Below are 19,130 nucleotides of genomic sequence, written 5' to 3' on the forward strand. Positions count from 1 at the left end.
TATTTATCTGAGTATATATTCAGATTTGAAGGATATAATTTTATTAACTGTATTTTTCTGATATTGCAAATCAATTAAGGGTAAATTTAATAAAAGCAGTATAACATTATCAATATAGAAGGAGATGCGTAAGTTAAGTGAAAAGAGTAGTATTAGTAGTAATATGTTGTTTTTGTATAGCATTTATATTTTTTAATTCAAGCAAAACAGGAACTGCATCAAATAATATAAGTCAAAATATAGTAAATCGTGTTGTAACTATGCTTAAAGAAAGTGATTATTTAGATTCTGATATCATAGATAAAATAAAAGAAAAAGGAATAGACAAATCTGATCTAAATGTATTAGTTAGAAAAAGTGCTCATGCTTTTGAATTCTTTCTTTTAGCTGTAGTAGTTTTTATAACAATTAGTTTTGCAAAAATAAATAAAGTAGAATCTTTTATTTATCCATTATTTGTGGTTCTGTTATTTGCAGTATTTGATGAACTTTTTCAAAAATATGTTCAAGGAAGAACCTCCAGTTTAATTGATGTATTAATAGATTTTAGTGGAGGTATAATTGGAACTATATTAAGTAATATGTTTTTTGCATTGGGAACTAAATTAAAAAATAAAGCTAGAAAAGGCAAGGTTTAAATAGTATATAAAAATAATAATTAAATTGTAAAGTTGTGGTATAATGTATAGATAATCGACGAATTTCATATTAAATGAAATATAGGGGAACTTAGGAGGGAAAATATGTTTAAAAGAGCAAATAAAATAACAGCTTTATTAGTTGCAGCAGCAGCCATAGCTTCAGTAGTGCCTACAGAAGTATTGGCAGCAGATCAATTGAAATCAGAAAAGGGAGAAATTTATACTGCAATAGCTTATAAAGATGGTAAGTTTTACATAGGAGGAAAACCTTCTAGTAAAGATAGTGCAGCTTACTACTTATCTGATGGAAGTTATAATAAATTAAAGGACATTGATTCAGAAGATAAAGCAGAGGCTTATGGAAGTAAATATGCAGAAATTAAAGATGGAGATTATTATGTAGACTTATCAACAGGTAAGGTTACAGAAGATAAGGTTAAGGAAAAAGAATTAGACGACGCTTCAGTTAGTTTAAGAAATAAAATAAAATCTGACAATGATGGAAGATATGATGCTGATGATGCGAAGGCTCTTAAGGAAGTAACTAAAATTCCAAACAGTAAATTTTCAGAAGATTGGTATGAAGCTACATATAAAGCTAAGAAGACTGATGATTCTATAAATGGTGGCGCAGATAAATTTAATGTTTATACTAATAAAGATGGTAAGTATATTGATGCTGATTATAATTTAGGTAAAATAAGAGTTAAATTAAGTAATGATAAGATTGCTACTATTGAAAATACAAGTGATGGAGACAAGGATGTAAGGGCAAGCGTTTCAGATGCTAAAGTTATAGGTCAAGATTCTAATAACATTTATAGATTGGCTAAGATTACTGTTAAATCTACAGTAACCGCAAATACTATAACTGAAATTAATAATATAAAGGTGGATTCAAGTGCTACAAGCTTAGTGCCATCAGCAGATAAAACAAGCGTAAGTTTTGATGTTATTCAATCTATATCAAAATCTCAAGCATCTAAAGAAGTTAATGGAATAAAGTGTGCTAAGAGTACATCTACTTATGTTCTTTCAGATAAAGATGGTAAAAAGGTAGATTTATTGAATGCTTCTCAAACAGGTTTTACAGTAGCTGGAGGAAAGCTTATTAATTATGAAATCAGCGGAAATAAGCTTGAAGCTGTATCAATAAATTTAAAATCTAAAAGTTCAACTTATTATGTGGAAAAAAGTAACGATGATCATGTAACTCTACGAGATGGAGAAAATTCAGTTGATACGGATGTAGACGGTAACTTGTGGGCATTATCAGATAGCAATATTTATAAATTTGATAATAATGAAGATTTTGAAAAAATATACTCAGTAGATAAGGAATATGATAATTTATCTGTTTATGATAAAGGTGATTTAGTTATTTGGGATTCAGGTGATGAAATATATTCAATAGTTGGCAAGAAAGAAGCGACTACTGATAATACTACTAACACTAATACCAATACAAACACAAATACTAATACTAATACTAATACTAATACTAATACTAATACAAATGCAGGAACTCCAGCAACTACATCATCATGGGTAAAAGATTCAAATGGTAAATGGACTTACAACAATGCAGATGGAACAAAATTTACAGGCTGGCTACCTTATGGTGGAAGTTGGTATTATTTAGATACTGATGGAACAATGGTTGTTGGTTGGAAGAAGGTTAATAATAATTGGTATTATTTTAATGGCAGTGGTTCTATGATGACTGGCTGGATACAAGATGGACAAACTTGGTACTATTGCAACGAGTTAGGAATAATGCTTTCAAACACAAATATTGGAGGCTATAGACTAGGGCCAAGTGGTGCATGGGTTAAGTAAGAATATAAATTAAGAAAAAGCAAAGGTTATGCAATTATTAAAATGAGAGCATAACCTTTGCTTTTGTCTATAAATATATATATTTATATGCATATTTGCAATGATTTTAAGCTGATTAAAAAAGTACAGACATTGTGTAACTGCTTTTTTATTAGAGAAAAATACGACATAGTTTCATGTAAATGGTAATATAAGAATAAGTTTCACGTAATAACAGTATTTTTATTAAATAAAATTAATAAAAAACTACAATAAAATACAAATTTTGAATAAAGAGTGTAGACAATGTCGAACTGAATTGGTATAATAATTCTTGTAAGAGAAAACAAAAACACTTATAGAAGAAAAACACAAAAGATAAAACTTTAGGAGGAATATACAAATGATAAAAAGAGTAAGTAAAGCTACATCGTTATTATTAGCAGCAGCAGCAGTTATGTCATTAGTGCCTGCAGCAAGTGTTAGTGCAGCTGAAAGATTAGAAACTAAAGAAGGAACTATTGAACAAGCAATAGCTTTCGATGGTGGATATATATTTAATGGATATAAAGCTGACACTGATGAAACTGGTGTTTATTATAATAAAGGTGATAAAGACAAGCTAATTGAAGATTTAAGTTCATCAGATATGGCTGAATATGGCAGCAAGTATGCTAAAGTTTCAGATATGTCAGAAGATTATTTAGTTGATTTAACAACTGGAAAAGTTGTTGATGAAACTATAGAAGACATAAAAGATTCTGTAGCAACTAAATTAAAATCAACTTTAAGCAAGACAGATAGATATGGAAAAATCACTACTGCTAACATTGGAGAATTAAAAGAAGTAGTATCAGGACAATTTGCTGATAACTGGTTCTCATATGAAGTAACTACAAGTGGTGGAGCAACTTTACATGGTTATGTAAATGAAGCAGGAAAGTATGTAGATACAGATGTTACAGCAAACATGTATGTATATAATGGAACTAAAATGGTTAAAATTGAGAATTTTGGTAAAACTGACAAAGACAATAACTTAACAGTAAACTTAGTTGGTACTAAAACAATTGCTCAAGATAAAGATTATATATACAGATTAGCAGACGTAAATGTTGTAAGTGCAACTACTACTGCACAAGCAACTTATGTTCAAAAGATTTCTAAAGCTCAAGGTGTAGATGAAGATGGAGCATATCTTCCAAATGTTGTAGCTTCATATGAAATAACATCTAACTTTGATTCAGGAAGTGCAGATGATGCAAAGAGTGCATTTGATGCTTATAAAACTGCTAATTATTCAGGAGTTGATTTCAGAGTAATAAATGGAGTTGTTTATGCAACTAAAACTGCTGGAAAGAAAGTTACAGTAACTACTTTTAAATTAAAGAAGGACAAGGTTGCAGTAGATAATACAACAGCTAAATTAGATGCTTATTTAGTAGAACAAGATGTAGATAAAGATCAAGATATAATGGGTGAAAAAGCTGTATCAATTGATGTTAATGGAAACACTTGGGTATTAAATAAAGGTGATATCTTAAAATTTGATGGATCAGAATTTAAGACTGTTTACAATGTTGATAGAGCTATGGATACTTTAGAAGTATACAATGAAAAAAGTTTACTTGCTTGGGAAGACGGCGAAAATGTTTATGCAGCAGTAAATGACAAAGACGTTTTAGGAGAAGTTGGTAACGGAGGAAATACACAAACTCCAGTTCAAAATAAAGGATGGGTTAAAGCAGCAGAAGGTTGGACATTCTACAATAATGATGGAAGCCAAGTAAAAGGACAATGGGTTCAAGATGGCGGAGTTTGGTACATGATCAAAGCTAATGGAATCATGGCTACTGGATGGTACAATGACAATGGTACTTGGTACTACTTAGCAGGATCAGGAGCAATGAAAACTGGTTGGATAAATGACAACGGAACTTGGTACTACTTAGCAGGATCAGGAGCAATGAAAACTGGTTGGATAAATGACAACGGAACTTGGTACTACTTAGCAGGATCAGGAGCAATGCTTGCTAACACAGTTGTTGATGGATACAAATTAGGTGCATCAGGAGCTTGGGTAAAATAGACGGGGACTGACCCCAGGGGAAATTTACCAATTTCCCTAATTACCCCTACAAAAACAAAAGATAAAGGCTTTTCTTTTTAACATTTAATTTAGATGTTTAAGAGAAAAGGAGAGAAGTAAATATTAAGGGTTGAATATTTCTTAAGTCCTAAAATAAAATTCAAAAAGATGAGGCAAAATAATTTGTTTATTTTGTCTCATCTTTTTCTATTTTTTACGAAATTTAATTAAGTCAAATCTGAATATAACTTTTGAAAGCAGCAGAAACACATGGTTTGCAAAGCAGATTTTTTATGCATTTTATATCTTGAATTTCATCTTTAATTTATATCATTTCATATTTTGAATATCTTCCTTATCCCAAATAAACAGCTCCTTGGAATTAGTTAAAGCTCCAAATAAATTCTTTTTAAAGCCTGGAATTCTAACATTTAATTCTTCAATTAAATTCTTTATATCTTCTCTTTTAGTTTTTTTATCAGCAGGGCATGGATTTGTTATTATAGGAAAATCATATTTTTTTGCTGTGCTTTTTATCATGTACTCTGATATATATACCATAGGACGTATTAGTGTTAGGTTGTTTTTCTCCATAAAGCTTTTTGGTGAAAAGCAGTTAATTCTTCCTTCATAAGATAAAGTCAACATTAAGGTTTCAATTGCATCATCCTGATGGTGGCCTAAAGCAACTTTGTTACAACCAAGTTTTTCAGCTGTATCATTAAGTATTCCACGTCTTAATTTTGCACATAGTGAGCAAGGATTTTTTTCTTTCTTTATATCAAATACTATTTCTTGAATATCTGTTTGAATTTCATGAAATTCTATTTCTAATTCTTTGCATAGTTTGTGAAGAGGTGAATTATCAACCTTTCCAGGATTAAGAGTTATTGCTATAAGTTCAAATTTTTCAGGAGAAAATTTCTTATAGAAATTTAAAAGGTGAAGGAGGGTTAAACTATCTTTACCACCTGAAAGCCCAACAGCTATCTTGTCTCCATTTTCTATTAATTTATAATCATTTATTGCTTGACGCATTTTACTAAGTAGCTTTTGCATAAAATTCCTCCTAGAGTTTAATGAGTAGTTATATCCATTTTATTTTAATATAAAGCATTCTCATAGTAAAATTTAATTTTTGAAATATAAATATAATATTGTTAAATCCAACTTCAGGTGATAGTTTTATTGCTATTAAGTTGTAAAAAGCTTAATAGCAATAACTATATATTAAATTTCGTTTAGAAAAATTTAATGTAAAATTAAGAATTTTACTATTCAATCCACATTTACAGTAAAGTATTTAAATGATAACATTATTAATAGAATAGAAATAATTTGGAAATTATTTAAGATGCAGACATTATGGAAAAGGGGGCGAATTATGAGTAAAAACATTAAAAATATAATTGCAGCAATATTTGTTTTTTCTGCTTTTTCAGCTACAGCACCAAGCTGCTTAAATTTTACTCTTGCAAAGTCCTATGCAGAAATAAAGCCTTCTTTAAGGAGTATATATATAAACAAAGGGGATAATATAAAGTTTTCTGAAGACCAATATTCTTATATTCTAGATTTGGACAAGGATACTGATGAAATATATATTAAAGCTAGGCCAAACAATGATCAGGATACAGTTAATATTAATGGTAAAATTGTAACTAAAGACGATAACTACAAAAAAAGTGTAAAATTACAACCAGGTAAAAATATAGTAAAAATTGAAGTTAGTGATTCAAAAAAGGTTAAAACAGAATATATAGTTTATGTATATAGAGGAGGAAAAGAGGCTGTTTATTTAAAGGATATAAACATAGATGGTAAAACTATTGGTTTTAATAAAAGTACAACTTCCTATGATTTAGAATTAGATGAAAATTCTAATATTGTTGATCTTGAAACTATATTAGATGAAGGAAATTATTCTGTCACTGTTAATGAAGTTGAATTAAGTGAAAAAAACTCTATAAAGCTAAAGTTTAAAGCCATAGGAAAATATGCAGTGACTATAACGGTTAAAGACGAGGATACTGATAGGGTAGGAAAATATACTTTAAATATATATTTAGGAATACCTGTATCACCTAATGTTGAAGAGGCTATTAAGAATGTAATTAAGCCTAATCAATGGATTTTAGTATATGGGAGATGGAGATATAATGATTCTGTAGGAGAAAGCTTAAAAAATATTTGGTTTTTTGATAAAAATTACAATAGTTATTTTCATTTTAACAGCAGAGGAAATATGCAAACAGGCTGGCTTGAGGATAATGAAAAAATGTACTATTTGAGTTCAAGTGGAGCTATGCAGACAGGCTGGATATTTGATGAAGGCTCGTGGTACTTTTTAGGAACAAACGGAGTTATGAAGACAGGCTGGATATATTATGATGATAAGTGGTATTATTTGCAGAAGAATGGCAAGATGGTTACAAACTGGATGCTTGAAAATGGCAAATGGTATTATTTAAATTCTAATGGAGCAATGAGGACAGGTTGGATATACTATGGGAAAAAGTGGTATTACTTAAATGAAGACGGAGCTATGGAAACAGGGTGGATCAAAATAGATGGTGAATGGTATTGTTTAAATTCTGATGGAAGTATGAAATCTGGAGAATGGCTATATTACAAAGATAACTGGTACTATTTGAATTATGTAGGAAATATGAGACGGGGCTGGCTTAACAGCGAGGGTAAATATTATTATTTTCATGAAGATGGAACTTTAATGACAACTTCAAAAATTATGGATGGATATCTATATGAAGTTAATTCTGATGGTTCAATAAAGGTTGATTAAAAAGAGCTGTCGCATTAAGAAAAATAATTATCAATGTTTTGTATTAAAATTTAATACAATATATTGGAGTTTTTATTCTTTATGTGATGGCATTTTGTTTTTTTCTACAGAAAAAGTACTTATAATTTGCAGATTAATTGTATATTATAATGTATTAATAATATTAATAAGAAAAAATGTATTATGTTTAAATACATATATTGGCGACATGGCAAAATTAATAAATATGGCTTTGAAAAGATTTCATAATAATGATATTATATACTAGAACACATTTATTTTGAAAATAAAATAAGAAAAGAAAGATTAATGTAGATTATAATAAACCTATGTAAATAAGGTTGCTATATATAACAATTTTGGGAGGATATACGTGTTATGAAGACAAAATTCACTTTAAGAAAAACCATTTCATACTTATTGATGTTTTTTATGCTATTAGGATTAGTACAATCAGCTAATATACAGGTAGCTAAAGCAGCAGTACCTGATAGAACTTTTGCTGATAAGATAATACTTAAAACAGATCTTGATTCAAGTTCGCAAGTAATAGTTGACTCAGTAAGTAATAGATTAACTTATGAAAAGATTAATCTTGCAACTAAACAGTTTACTATAGAAGGCGCACTGGGGTATAAAGTTACTAATGTAACTCATACAGCAGGAAATTCTTTGGGTTCCTCAACTGGGACAAGTGTTATAAATGGTAATAGTGCTGGTTCGATTTTATATATATATTCAATAAAGGAATATAGTAACTTTAGCTTTAAGATAACAGTTCAAAATATAAGTACTAAAGTAGAAGAAACATTTACAGTTGATATGAAATATGATTCTGACTCAGTATTTCAATTTGATACAATAAGCATTACTTATCTTGATAAGGATGGTAAAAAGACTCAGACCAATATAGGATATAATCAAGTCGATTCAGATGGATATTATAGGAGTAAAGATATTCCAACAGATATAGTTAAGGCTCAAATTAATTTAATAAGTGGATCATTTGTTATGAAGGATGGTGTACAAATCAATGGAAGTTCACCAGGAGCCGATATTAATTTAACTGGTGGAGATAATTACATACCAATAACAATAACGCGCAATAATTCCACTAGACAGTTTAATCTTATAATAACTAAAAAGGGACAGGCTTTATTACAATCTCTTGTTCCTTCAACTGGAAGTTTAAGTCCAGCATTTGCAGGAAATATTATGGATTATACTCTAAATGTACCTACAACTCAAACTACTATAGCATTTACACCAACATCTGTAGATAATGCATCTACTATTAAAGTTGGAAAATATGCTGTAAAGAGCGGAAAAAAGAGTAGTGAAATTTCTCTTTCAGAAGGAACTAATAAAGTTCTTGTTGTAGTCACAACTAGAGAAGGAGAAACTTCTACCTATATAGTTACTGTAGTGAGAGCTGAAAAATTTAGAAGTAATAAGCTTTCAGGTTTAACTATAAGCAGTGGTACATTGAGTCCTGCTTTTAATAAGGATGTTAATTCTTACACTGCATCAGTAGATAATACTGTTAATTCCATAACTGTAACTCCAACAGCAGAAGATCCTGCATCAACAATTACAGTTAATGGGATTAGGGTACCAAGTGGAGCTGCTTCTGGAAATATAAGTTTAAGTGAAGGCGGAAATCTAATTAGTGTAACAGTTACTGATGTTAATGGTGCAACAAATACTTATACAATAGCTGTAAGTAGAAAATATTCTAAAGATAATGTTAACTTAGCAAGTCTTTCAGTAACAGATGGAACTTTTTCACCAAGATTTGATCCTGAAACCTATGCTTATAGTGTTAAAGTAGGTAGAAATATTGAAAGAGTTAAAGTTATTTATAAATCTCAAAATGACAAAGCTAAAATTAAAATAAATGGTAAAGAATATACTAGTGGTCAATCTGATTTTATAAAATTAGAGCTAGGTGCTAATCTTGTAGATGTACAAGTTATAGCTGAGGATGGTAAATCAACAACTACTTATAAGTTAAGCATAATAAGAGGAGAAATAGAAGGAACAAATAGATGGGTTCTTGTTGGTGGTGAATGGACCTTTTATGATGCAGAAGGCGTACAAGCTAAGAACCAATGGGTTAAATATGATAATGTTTGGTATTTCTTAGACATCAATGGATATCGTAAAACTGGATGGCTTCAAGAGAGCGGTAAATGGTATTTCTTAAATAAAGATGGAATAATGCAAACAGGTTGGTTATATGATAATGGATACTGGTATTACTTACAAGGTGATGGCATTATGAGATATGATACATGGGCTACTTATGATGGAAAGTGGTATTACTTTAATAAGTACGGTCAATTGGCAACAGAATGGTTATACTATAAAGGTAAATGGTACTATATGGATGACCATGGTGTAATGCAAAAAGGCTGGATAACTTATGATAAAAATAAATACTACATTAATGATGATGGAACTATGAGATATGGATGGTTATACAATGGTAAGACATGGTATTACCTAGATGGTACAGGAAAGATGGTAAGAGGCTGGCAAACAATAAATGGCAAGAGATATTATTTCGATGCAAATGGAATGATGAAAACAGGAATGATGTTCCTTGACGGCCAATGGATAAATTTAAATAACGCTTAATATATACTTCAATTAATAGTTTACAATTATGGTTCGAGCTCACAGAGAAAGTTCGAGTTACCAAATATAAAATTTGGATGCTCACTTTTCCTTACAGGTTTTTTTGAATTAATAATGTTGAATTATTATTGCAATATATATAGTTATAATAAAAAATATGATATTTGAATTTAAATAAATGGTTTAAATATTTAAGGGTTTTATGTAGTGATTTTACTACATAAAACCCTATTTTAGTTTTATTCATAAATTATTAGTTAGTACGAAGCTTGGAATTATGGACAGCCATTCTATAAGAGGAAAATATAAAATTTCCAAAATTAGAAAGCCAGTTATATCAATATCTAATAGGAAGTTTAGTTGTAAAAATGTGATTAATAAAGGGATTGGTTCAGTCACGTTGTTTTTGGTCAAATTTTTACATTTATTCAATGGCAAATATTAAAAACAAGCATAATATATTATTAGATAATTACAAGTTCTATACAAATTCATTTTTTATAAGAATTTTTACAAAAGGGGAGAAAATCATGGATAACAATAAAGATAGAAGAGATTATTTTGATTGTGATGAAGAAGAGCTTGCTGGTATGAATAGAAGATGTTCATATGAAGAAGCAGAAAGAGAATGCAATCATAATAGGGATCGTGATCGTTTTGCTCAAGCTTTAGAAGAAGCTTTTAATGAGGGATATAAAAAAGGTTACTGCGTTGGATATGAAAAAGGATATTGTGAAGGATATAAACAAGGCTGTAAAGATGGTCAAGAGAAGGCAAGAGAAGATATCTTGAAGTTTTTCAAGAAAAAAAGATGTTGTTGTAAATGTTGTTGCAAATGCTGTAAGCATAGACATTGTTAATTAACTTAGTATTATACCTGAAAAATAGTATAATTTAAAATTAAGTAAAGAGGATTGTAGAAATATAGTCCTCTTTATAATATTTTAACCCATTATGTTAGTATAATTTATTTTTGAATTAAATAAGTTAAATTGTTAAGAATGAATAAGCAATCATTCATTATTCAATATTCACCATTCATCATTAATTAGAATTAAAGAATAATCATTTATTTTGTAGTAAATAATAAAAAATACAAACACATAAGTTATGATTTAGATAAATTGTGATATAATTAATAAGAAAAAAATATTCTTATTGTATATGGAGGTAGAATAGAAAATGAGTAAAGGGATATCGTTAGATTTATCAAAAGTGGCACCTTATTTAGCTATGACTGAAATTGACTATATGGAAGATATGGTAAAAAGCGCTCATGATAAATTACACAATGGAACAGGAGCAGGAAATGACTTTTTAGGTTGGATTGATCTACCAGTGAATTATGATAAAGATGAATTCGCAAAAATTAAAAAAGCAGCAGAAAAAATCAAATCAGATTCAGATGTTTTAATTGTTATTGGAATAGGTGGATCATATCTTGGAGCTAGAGCAGCAATTGAAATGTTAACAAATAACTTTCATAATGCATTAGATAGCGACAAGAGAAAAGCTCCAAAAATATTTTATGTAGGTAACAACATTAGTTCTACATACATGACTGAGCTTTTACAAGCTATTGAAGGAAAAGATGTAAGTTTAAATGTAATTTCAAAATCAGGAACTACTACAGAACCTGCAATAGCATTTAGAATTTTAAGAACATACGTAGAAAAGAAATATGGCGTAGAAGAAGCTAGAAAGAGAATCTATGCTACAACTGATAAGGCTAGAGGTGCTTTAAAGACATTAGCTGATGCAGAAGGATATGAAAGTTTTGTAGTTCCAGATGATATCGGAGGAAGATTCTCTGTACTTACAGCAGTTGGATTATTACCAATAGCTGCAGCTGGAATTGATATAGATGAAATGATGAAGGGGGCTGCTGATGCAAGAGAAGTTTATTCTAATCCATCTCTTAAAGAAAACCAAGCGTACCAATATGCAGCAGTTAGAAATGCATTATACAATAAGGGGAAAACAATTGAAGTTTTAGTAAACTATGAACCATCACTTCACTACTTCAATGAATGGTGGAAACAATTATATGGAGAATCAGAAGGAAAAGACAATAAGGGATTATTCCCAGCAGCAGTTGACTTCTCAACTGACCTTCACTCTATGGGACAATATATCCAAGAAGGAAGAAGAGACCTTTTTGAAACAGTTGTAAATGTAGAAAAAGCAAAATATGAAATTAATATAGAAGCAGCTGAAAGTGATTTAGATGGATTAAACTTCTTAGCTGGAAAGACTGTTGACTTTGTTAATAAGAAGGCATTCCAAGGAACTATACTTGCTCATAATGATGGAGGAGTTCCTAACATGGTATTAAATGTACCAGAACTTTCACCATATTACTTTGGATATATGGTTTACTTCTTCGAAAAAGCTTGTGGAATCAGTGGATACCTTTTAGGTGTTAATCCATTTGATCAACCAGGAGTTGAAGCTTATAAGAAAAACATGTTTGCTTTACTTGGAAAACCAGGCTACGAAGAAATGAAAGCAGAACTTGAAAAGAGACTTTAATTAAAATATGAAAATCATAATTGATGGAGATGCCTGCCCAGGTATCTCCATTATTGAAAAAGTGGCAAAAAAATATGAATTACCCGTGACAATTTATTGTGATATTCATCATTTTATTCAAAGTGATTATTCACAAGTGAAAATTGTCGATAGTGGATTTCAAAGCGTAGATATGTATGTGATGAATGAAACTAAAGATGGAGATATAATTATATCTCAAGATTATGGCGTAGCTGCAATATGTTTATCAAAAAAGGCAAAGGTTATAAATCCTAAAGGTTTTATCTATGATGAAAAAAATATGGATAGATTATTAGAAGAAAGACATCTCTCACAAAAAATCAGAAGAGGTGGAGGAAGAACTTCAAATCCTAAAAAGAGAACTGAAGAAGATAATTTACGATTAGAGAAAAATTTAATAAAACTTATTGAAAATAAATTTTTTTAGAAGCTTAATGTTATTTTAGGCTTCTTTTTTCTCAACTAGTCATTATTAAAGAGTAATATTGATTTTAATTTATATTTCGGATACAATATATATATATATATATATTTATATATCAATAAATTTATATATAAATTTATTGGTGTTATGTATAATAATATCATAAAGAAAGAGGTGATATTGAGAATGAATACAGTATCAGTAAATAATATGTTAGATTCAATAGTTCCTATTTCAAGATTTAATAAAGGTGAAGCAAGCAAGATTTTTGATGAAGTCGATAAGACAGGTGTTAAAATTGTAGTAAAGAATAATATACCAACGGGTGTTATTATTTCACCAGAAAAATATAAAGAATTGATGGAAGAAATTGAAGACTATCATTTATATATGGAAGCAGAGAAAAGAATGAAAAATGCAAAAAATGATAAATGTACATCTCAAGAAAATTTGATGGTTGAGTTGGGAATTACACAAGAAGATTTAGATTCCACAGAAGTGGAGATAGAATAGTGAGTTGGGAAATTGAATATACTGATGAAGCAAAGGCAGATATAAAAACGCTTGATGGTTCGCAAAGGAAGCAAGTTTTAAAAGCAATGTCTAAAGTATCCAATAATCCGTTACCTTTTAGTGAAGGTGGATATGGTAAGCCATTAGGTAATAAAAATGGGAATAATTTAACTGGATATTTAAAAATAAAACTTAGACAATTAGGAATAAGAGCTGTATATAAGCTTATAAGGGAAAAAGATACAATGAAGGTAATTGTGGTATCAGTTAGAGAAGATAATGCAGTGTATCAAATTGCAGTAGATAGAATAAATAAAATTTAGTGAAGTTGAAATTATGATTATAAAAAGTTATGAGGAAATACAACTACAAATGTAGTTGTATTTTTTTGAAGTGATTTTAAAATTCAATATTTTTTCATTTAATTAATTTATGTTTTTTAGTGAGTAATACTACCATGTCACGTCATAATGCAGAAGTTACGTATTAAATGGAAAACTGAATTCTATTACATTTCGAAATATGTTATAATAAAATAAAAATTTAACTGAAGTTATTTACAAATTATGGGATAAATGTATAATTGTTATTAAGGATGAATTCAAATATGGTTATAAGAGGTGAATTAATTATATGGAAGAGCTTCAGTTAAAGTATGTTGAAATTGCTTTTGATAAGGAAAGACCACAAAGTGTTGGAACAGAAATAAATATTTCAACTAAAATAGATAGACATGTTGGAAATTTAGAATATAAATTTATTGTAGGCAGAGGCGGAGTTTGGAATACAATACAAGAATTCTCAGAAAAAAATCAGTGTATATGGAGACCTGTAATAGAAGGGGATTATATGGTTATGGTACAAGCTAGGGACAAGTATGGAAAGAAATCTTTAGATTACCTAGCAAGAGAGGATTATTCTATAGTTGATGGAGAGGTAGCGAATACTATGAATGAAGAAGTGTCTAATGAAAATGTAGTTAATGAATCTGAAATAAATATAGAGGAAGAAACAATAGGCTGTGAAGAAAAGAGTCATATAAGTATTTTAACCGACAGTGATAATTTTGAGGAAAATGAAAATGAAATTACAGATGAAGCATTGTTGGATAAGAACAATATAGTTAAGCTAGTAGAAGTAGAACGTATTAAATCAGAACCAGGTATTATAGAAGACGTTTTAATTGATAAAAAAGAACTTGTAGTTGGAGAAAAATGTTCTATACAAGTATTACCTAAGAATGAAAATGGATGTTTATATAGATTTTTTATTAAAAGATATGAAAATTGGGATATAGTTAGAGATTATGATACAGCTAACATTTTAAAATATACAGCAACTGAAGAAGGCGAAAAAGAATTTTTAATTCAATGCAAAAAAATAGAATCTACTGAAAGTTTTGATGATTATAGAACTATAAAAGTAGTGGTAAAAAATATTGCTAAGATAGAAATTACAAATTTTAAGTGTTTAACCAGCTCCTTAATTGTTGGTGAAAAGCTTGAATTTGAAGTTGAAACTAATATTAATCAGCAACAGCAAGAGCAGGAACAGCTTGTGCTGCTTTATAAATTCTATAAAATTTTTAAAGATGGAAGGTCTGTTTGTATACAAGATTATTCTACAAAAAATCATGTGTATTACAAAGAAATGGAACAAGGAAGCTATAGGATTTTATGCTTAGTAAAGAGTATATTATCTAATAAAGAATATGAGGATAGAGCTGTTTTAATGTATAGTGTAAAACCTTATAAGCCTGTTAAAATCAATAGTTTTGTAGCTAGTTTAAATTCGCCTCAAACTACTGAAACAGCAATAAATTTTACATCAGAAGTAGAAGGCGGAAATAATTTACTTTACAGGTATAAGGTTAATGGACCTATTGAAGTAGATACTGGTTTTATAAGTGAGCAAGAATTTTCATGGAAGCCTATGGAACCAGGGGAATATGATATTACTTTATATATTAAGGATCTTAATTATTCAGGAGAATATGAAGCATCTAAAAAAATTGCATTTACAATTGAAAAAAAGGGAAGTAAACCAGTAAAAATTTTAGATATTGTAATTGATAAGGAAAAGAAGATTATAGTTGGGGAACCAATTAACATAATGATTAAAGCAGAAGGTGGAACAAGGCTTCAATATTCATTTATAATTAAAAAGGACAAGAGAAATTTAGAAAAGATAGATTACGGTAAATCTAACTGGATTAATTATGTCCCTAAAGAGGTTGGAGAATATGAAGTAGAAGTCATGGTTAAGGATAGATATTCTGATAAATCTTATGACACTAATGCAATTGTATATTTAAAGTCTATGGAATATTTACCTGGAGAAATTGACTATATTATATTTCCGTATAAAGAAACCTATTTAATTGGAGATACTATAGAATTTGAATGCATTATCCAAAATACCCAAAATGTTTTAGTTAAATATGAAACTAAAATCAATGGGAATGTTGTTGAGGAAACAGAGTTTTCTAAAAACAAAAAGCTAAGATTTAATCCTAAAATTTCAGGTAAATATACAATTGAGGTGTATGCAAAAAATATAAAATGTAAGGGTGAATATGACTCTAAAAAACAAATAACCATTAATGTAAACGAAGCATATCCAGTAATAGAAACCAAGATAATAACTGATAAATTTGAAGGAAGCATAAATGAGGAGTTTACCTTTGAAGCCACAAGCAGAGGAGGAAAAGATGTCTGCTATGAATTTTATTTGATGGAGAATAATGAATGGATGAAAGTACAAGAATATAGCAGAAAGCATCATTATAGCTTTATTCCATTTGCTCCTGGAAAATATAAAATTTTGGCTTTAGCAAAAAGTTATTACAAAAAGGTTAGTTATGAAGATTATGACCAAATAGTATTTTATGTTAAGGAAAAATCAAAAAAACAATAAGCCTATTATTTTCTTGTGCCTAAAGTTTTGAAAAAATGGTTCGATAATTACCGTAGATAAATTTGGGAGGAAAGGTATTTAAAGATGGCAATAGATGGTTTAAATCAAATTTCAAATGAACAACTGCTAGCGATGAATCTGTTATCTAACGGACAAGTAACAAATGATTCTAGTTCAAATGGGGCTACTAGTAATGAAGCAAACTTTGCATTTCAAACAGTAATGCAAAATTTGATGGATAAGAATTCTAATAAAAATACTGCTCCTACAACTACTAGTAATGTAAATAAAACTGGAGAAGAACAAAGCAAGGATTCTAAAAAGACGGATACTCAAGCAGGTAATTCTGCAGATTCAAATGTTGTAAGTACTCCAACTAAAGGTGTAGATGCAAGAACGGCACAAAAATATGCTGCAGGACAAAGATTGGAGGATATTCCTTTAATTCTTAATAACAAATATGGTGTTTATGGAAAAGGTTCAAATCCTATATTGGCCAATAGAAGTGATGCTGATTTGAAAAAGATATATAGTGCTGTAAATACTGCTGCTAAAAAGTATGGAGTAGATTCAAATTTATTACTTGCAATTATTAAGCAAGAATCTGATTTTGATCCGAACTCAACTTCAGGCTGTGGAGCTGCGGGATTAATGCAGATAATGCCAGAAAATTTCAGTCATTTGGGAATTACAGATCCATATGATGTAGATCAAAATATCAATGGTGGAACCAAACTGTTTAAGGAATATTTAGATCAATATGATGGAAATAAGGAAATGGCACTTATGGCTTATAATGGAGGGCCAGGCACTATGCAAAAAAGAGGTGTTAGATCAGCTTCTGATTTATACAAAATGCCTCAAGAAACTCAAAATTATGTACCAAAGGTAATGGGATATTACGGAAGTGGAGTCTAGAATGCAAAGCATTCTAGACTTTTTCATTGCATAGGGTTTACCTCTTACTTCTTACCTAAATTTTTAAATCTTATAAATAATATGTTATAAAATACAACACTATGATAAAATAAGTGGATATAGAGAAAAATAATTGAGTGAATTTTTACTAATAGAAAAAAGATTGGAGTGAATAATTTGGAAAGATTAGATAAGATAATTTCTAATTTAGGATATGGCAGCAGAAAAGATGTTAAATCTTTTGTTAAAAAAGGGCTTATAGAAGTAGATGGAGTAGTAATTAAGGATAATGGAATAAGTGTTGATCCAGAAAAATCAATTATAAAAGTTAATGGTGAACAAATATTATATCGTAAATTCATATATTTAATGATGAATAAACCAGATGGAGTAATATCTGCAACTCATGATAATAAGGATGAAACTGTAATTGATTTGCTTGAATTAGATCATCAAGTGTTTGAGCCATTTCCAATTGGACGTTTAGATAAGGATACAGTAGGTTTATTATTACTTACTAATGATGGAGAACTTAATCATAGATTAATATCACCTAAATGGCATGTTGATAAAGTTTATTATGCTAAAATAGATAAAAAGGTAGATGAAAAAGATATAACAGCATTTAAAAATGGAATTACCTTAGATGATGGATACAAATGTTTAGAAGCTAAGCTTGAAATATTAAATAGCAGTGATGAAGGTTCAGAAATTAAACTTACAATACAAGAAGGAAAATTTCATCAAGTAAAAAGAATGTTTGAAGCTGTTGGGAAAAAGGTTACTTATCTAAAGAGAGAAGAATTTGGAGGTCTGTTATTAGATCCAGAGTTACAAGAAGGCGAATATAGAGAATTGACAGACGAAGAATTAGCCCTTTTAAAGAGCTATTAACGAATGTTAAGCAATTTTGCAATAAAATAATTCATTTATTCTAAAAAAAATCATAAATTTTATTAAATTACTTGCAATATTAATAATTATACCCTATAATATTCTTGCAAGGATAAATAAAAGGAATATATAGCCCCCTTTTTATTTATTGCTTATTGCTTATTGCTAAAGCGCAACCTAGCCCCAAGGGTTGCGTTTTTTGTTACATATAAATGAAAATGTTTACTTTAAAAATGAATACGATATCAAAAAAATCGGAAATAAAAAATAGTAAAATAATTAATTAAATTAATAAAATCACAAGAAATGAATGAAAAAAGTCATAAGTTTTATATTATGACTTTTTTCATTCATTTCTTGCGTATATAAGTTCAAATTAAATACATGAATTGCTAATAGGTAAGAATTAAGAGAGGCAAGAGTTAAGGATGAAATACCAAGCTATTTCTGAAAATGAGAAGGATTGTATTCAGAAGATGGCGTAACACATATACTTTTAGTTAAGTTTAAATATTATATGATGTAATATATCAATGCTTATATATAATATAGGAGGATGAAATTTGAAAAGAAAAATATTAATAGGACTTTCTATTATAATAGTGCTTTTAGGTTATATCTTTTATTCAACTGGCTATAGTATGGAGAGCCTGCCAAAAGGTGATTTTATATGTGAAAAAGAATCTCCTGATGGAACATATACAATTAAAGCTTATATTACAAACGGAGGAGCGACGACTTCATTTGCTATAAGAGGAGAATTAAATTACAATAAAGAAAAGAAAAGTGCTAAAAACATATATTGGAATAATAGAGAGGACAACGCTATAATTGAATGGATTGATGATAACACTGTTATAATTAATGGCCATAAATTGAAAGTTCCTGATGAAAAATTTGATTTTAGACGAGAAGATTAGA

Annotated in this window: 15 protein-coding genes; 14 read left to right on the plus strand and 1 reads right to left on the minus strand. The window is 29.2% G+C overall.

What is annotated here, in order from left to right:
* Window positions 1-137: 137 nt before the first annotated feature.
* From GXK56_RS01390 to GXK56_RS01400, 3 genes are all read left to right on the plus strand, one after another.
* On the plus strand, window positions 138-638 hold the full coding sequence (locus GXK56_RS01390) for a VanZ family protein (protein ID WP_160683883.1): 501 nt from the start codon (window positions 138-140) through the stop codon (window positions 636-638).
* 105 nt (window positions 639-743) lie between these two features.
* The gene (locus GXK56_RS01395) at window positions 744-2,480 is read left to right on the plus strand and encodes an N-acetylmuramoyl-L-alanine amidase family protein (protein WP_160683886.1); all 1,737 of its coding nucleotides are present in this window, start codon (window positions 744-746) and stop codon (window positions 2,478-2,480) included.
* Between the two features lie 382 nt (window positions 2,481-2,862).
* A complete protein-coding gene (locus tag GXK56_RS01400) occupies window positions 2,863-4,548 on the plus strand; it encodes an N-acetylmuramoyl-L-alanine amidase family protein (RefSeq protein WP_160683889.1) in 1,686 nt (561 codons plus the stop codon).
* Window positions 4,549-4,878: 330 nt separating this feature from the next.
* Here the strand turns inward: GXK56_RS01400 and GXK56_RS01405 are convergent, their stop codons facing one another.
* Window positions 4,879-5,607 carry an ATP-binding protein gene (locus tag GXK56_RS01405; protein WP_160683892.1) on the minus strand — a complete coding sequence of 243 codons (729 nt, stop codon included), beginning with the start codon at window positions 5,605-5,607 and terminating at the stop codon, window positions 4,879-4,881.
* 325 nt (window positions 5,608-5,932) lie between these two features.
* Here GXK56_RS01405 and GXK56_RS01410 point away from each other — a divergent pair, with 325 nt between their 5' ends.
* The 11 genes from GXK56_RS01410 to GXK56_RS01460 all read left to right on the plus strand — a co-directional run bounded on the left by GXK56_RS01410 (window position 5,933) and on the right by GXK56_RS01460 (window position 19,129).
* A complete protein-coding gene (locus GXK56_RS01410) occupies window positions 5,933-7,351 on the plus strand; it encodes a cadherin-like beta sandwich domain-containing protein (protein ID WP_160683895.1) in 1,419 nt (472 codons plus the stop codon).
* A gap of 378 nt (window positions 7,352-7,729) precedes the next feature.
* On the plus strand, window positions 7,730-9,991 hold the full coding sequence (locus tag GXK56_RS01415) for a cadherin-like beta sandwich domain-containing protein (RefSeq protein ID WP_160683898.1): 2,262 nt from the start codon (window positions 7,730-7,732) through the stop codon (window positions 9,989-9,991).
* A 530-nt stretch (window positions 9,992-10,521) separates the two neighbouring features.
* On the plus strand, window positions 10,522-10,851 hold the full coding sequence (locus tag GXK56_RS01420; protein ID WP_160683901.1) for a hypothetical protein: 330 nt from the start codon (window positions 10,522-10,524) through the stop codon (window positions 10,849-10,851).
* 322 nt (window positions 10,852-11,173) lie between these two features.
* Window positions 11,174-12,523: a glucose-6-phosphate isomerase gene (locus GXK56_RS01425; RefSeq protein WP_160683904.1), complete on the plus strand. Its 1,350-nt coding sequence runs from the start codon at window positions 11,174-11,176 to the stop codon at window positions 12,521-12,523.
* Between the two features lie 7 nt (window positions 12,524-12,530).
* The gene (locus GXK56_RS01430) at window positions 12,531-12,971 is read left to right on the plus strand and encodes a YaiI/YqxD family protein (RefSeq protein WP_160683907.1); all 441 of its coding nucleotides are present in this window, start codon (window positions 12,531-12,533) and stop codon (window positions 12,969-12,971) included.
* 183 nt (window positions 12,972-13,154) lie between these two features.
* Window positions 13,155-13,481 carry a type II toxin-antitoxin system prevent-host-death family antitoxin gene (locus GXK56_RS01435; RefSeq protein ID WP_160683910.1) on the plus strand — a complete coding sequence of 109 codons (327 nt, stop codon included), beginning with the start codon at window positions 13,155-13,157 and terminating at the stop codon, window positions 13,479-13,481.
* Complete coding sequence (locus tag GXK56_RS01440) at window positions 13,481-13,804, plus strand: type II toxin-antitoxin system RelE/ParE family toxin (protein WP_160683913.1); 324 nt, start codon at window positions 13,481-13,483, stop codon at window positions 13,802-13,804. The genes GXK56_RS01435 and GXK56_RS01440 overlap by 1 nt, the downstream gene beginning before the upstream one ends.
* Window positions 13,805-14,114: 310 nt before the next feature.
* Window positions 14,115-16,397, plus strand: a complete 2,283-nt coding sequence (locus tag GXK56_RS01445; RefSeq protein ID WP_160683916.1) for a triple tyrosine motif-containing protein — start codon at window positions 14,115-14,117, stop codon at window positions 16,395-16,397.
* A gap of 84 nt (window positions 16,398-16,481) precedes the next feature.
* Window positions 16,482-17,315 carry a lytic transglycosylase domain-containing protein gene (locus tag GXK56_RS01450; RefSeq protein ID WP_160683919.1) on the plus strand — a complete coding sequence of 278 codons (834 nt, stop codon included), beginning with the start codon at window positions 16,482-16,484 and terminating at the stop codon, window positions 17,313-17,315.
* A 177-nt stretch (window positions 17,316-17,492) separates the two neighbouring features.
* Window positions 17,493-18,209 carry a pseudouridine synthase gene (locus GXK56_RS01455; RefSeq protein WP_160683922.1) on the plus strand — a complete coding sequence of 239 codons (717 nt, stop codon included), beginning with the start codon at window positions 17,493-17,495 and terminating at the stop codon, window positions 18,207-18,209.
* 563 nt (window positions 18,210-18,772) lie between these two features.
* Complete coding sequence (locus GXK56_RS01460) at window positions 18,773-19,129, plus strand: DUF5412 domain-containing protein (protein ID WP_160683925.1); 357 nt, start codon at window positions 18,773-18,775, stop codon at window positions 19,127-19,129.
* Window position 19,130 lies beyond the last annotated feature (1 nt).

It is taken from the genome of Clostridium sp. C2-6-12, assembly GCF_009928485.1.
Classification (GTDB): domain Bacteria; phylum Bacillota; class Clostridia; order Clostridiales; family Clostridiaceae; genus Clostridium.

What these genes read in the sequence shown, in the direction of transcription:
- GXK56_RS01395 (WP_160683886.1), top strand. Translation starts at nt 744, where the DNA reads ATGTTTAAAAGAGCAAATAAAATAACAGCTTTATTAGTTGCAGCAGCA.
- GXK56_RS01400 (WP_160683889.1), top strand. Translation starts at nt 2,863, where the DNA reads ATGATAAAAAGAGTAAGTAAAGCTACATCGTTATTATTAGCAGCAGCA.
- GXK56_RS01405 (WP_160683892.1), bottom strand. Translation starts at nt 5,607, where the DNA reads ATGCAAAAGCTACTTAGTAAAATGCGTCAAGCAATAAATGATTATAAA.
- GXK56_RS01410 (WP_160683895.1), top strand. Translation starts at nt 5,933, where the DNA reads ATGAGTAAAAACATTAAAAATATAATTGCAGCAATATTTGTTTTTTCT.
- GXK56_RS01415 (WP_160683898.1), top strand. Translation starts at nt 7,730, where the DNA reads ATGAAGACAAAATTCACTTTAAGAAAAACCATTTCATACTTATTGATG.
- GXK56_RS01420 (WP_160683901.1), top strand. Translation starts at nt 10,522, where the DNA reads ATGGATAACAATAAAGATAGAAGAGATTATTTTGATTGTGATGAAGAA.
- GXK56_RS01425 (WP_160683904.1), top strand. Translation starts at nt 11,174, where the DNA reads ATGAGTAAAGGGATATCGTTAGATTTATCAAAAGTGGCACCTTATTTA.
- GXK56_RS01430 (WP_160683907.1), top strand. Translation starts at nt 12,531, where the DNA reads ATGAAAATCATAATTGATGGAGATGCCTGCCCAGGTATCTCCATTATT.
- GXK56_RS01435 (WP_160683910.1), top strand. Translation starts at nt 13,155, where the DNA reads ATGAATACAGTATCAGTAAATAATATGTTAGATTCAATAGTTCCTATT.
- GXK56_RS01445 (WP_160683916.1), top strand. Translation starts at nt 14,115, where the DNA reads ATGGAAGAGCTTCAGTTAAAGTATGTTGAAATTGCTTTTGATAAGGAA.
- GXK56_RS01450 (WP_160683919.1), top strand. Translation starts at nt 16,482, where the DNA reads ATGGCAATAGATGGTTTAAATCAAATTTCAAATGAACAACTGCTAGCG.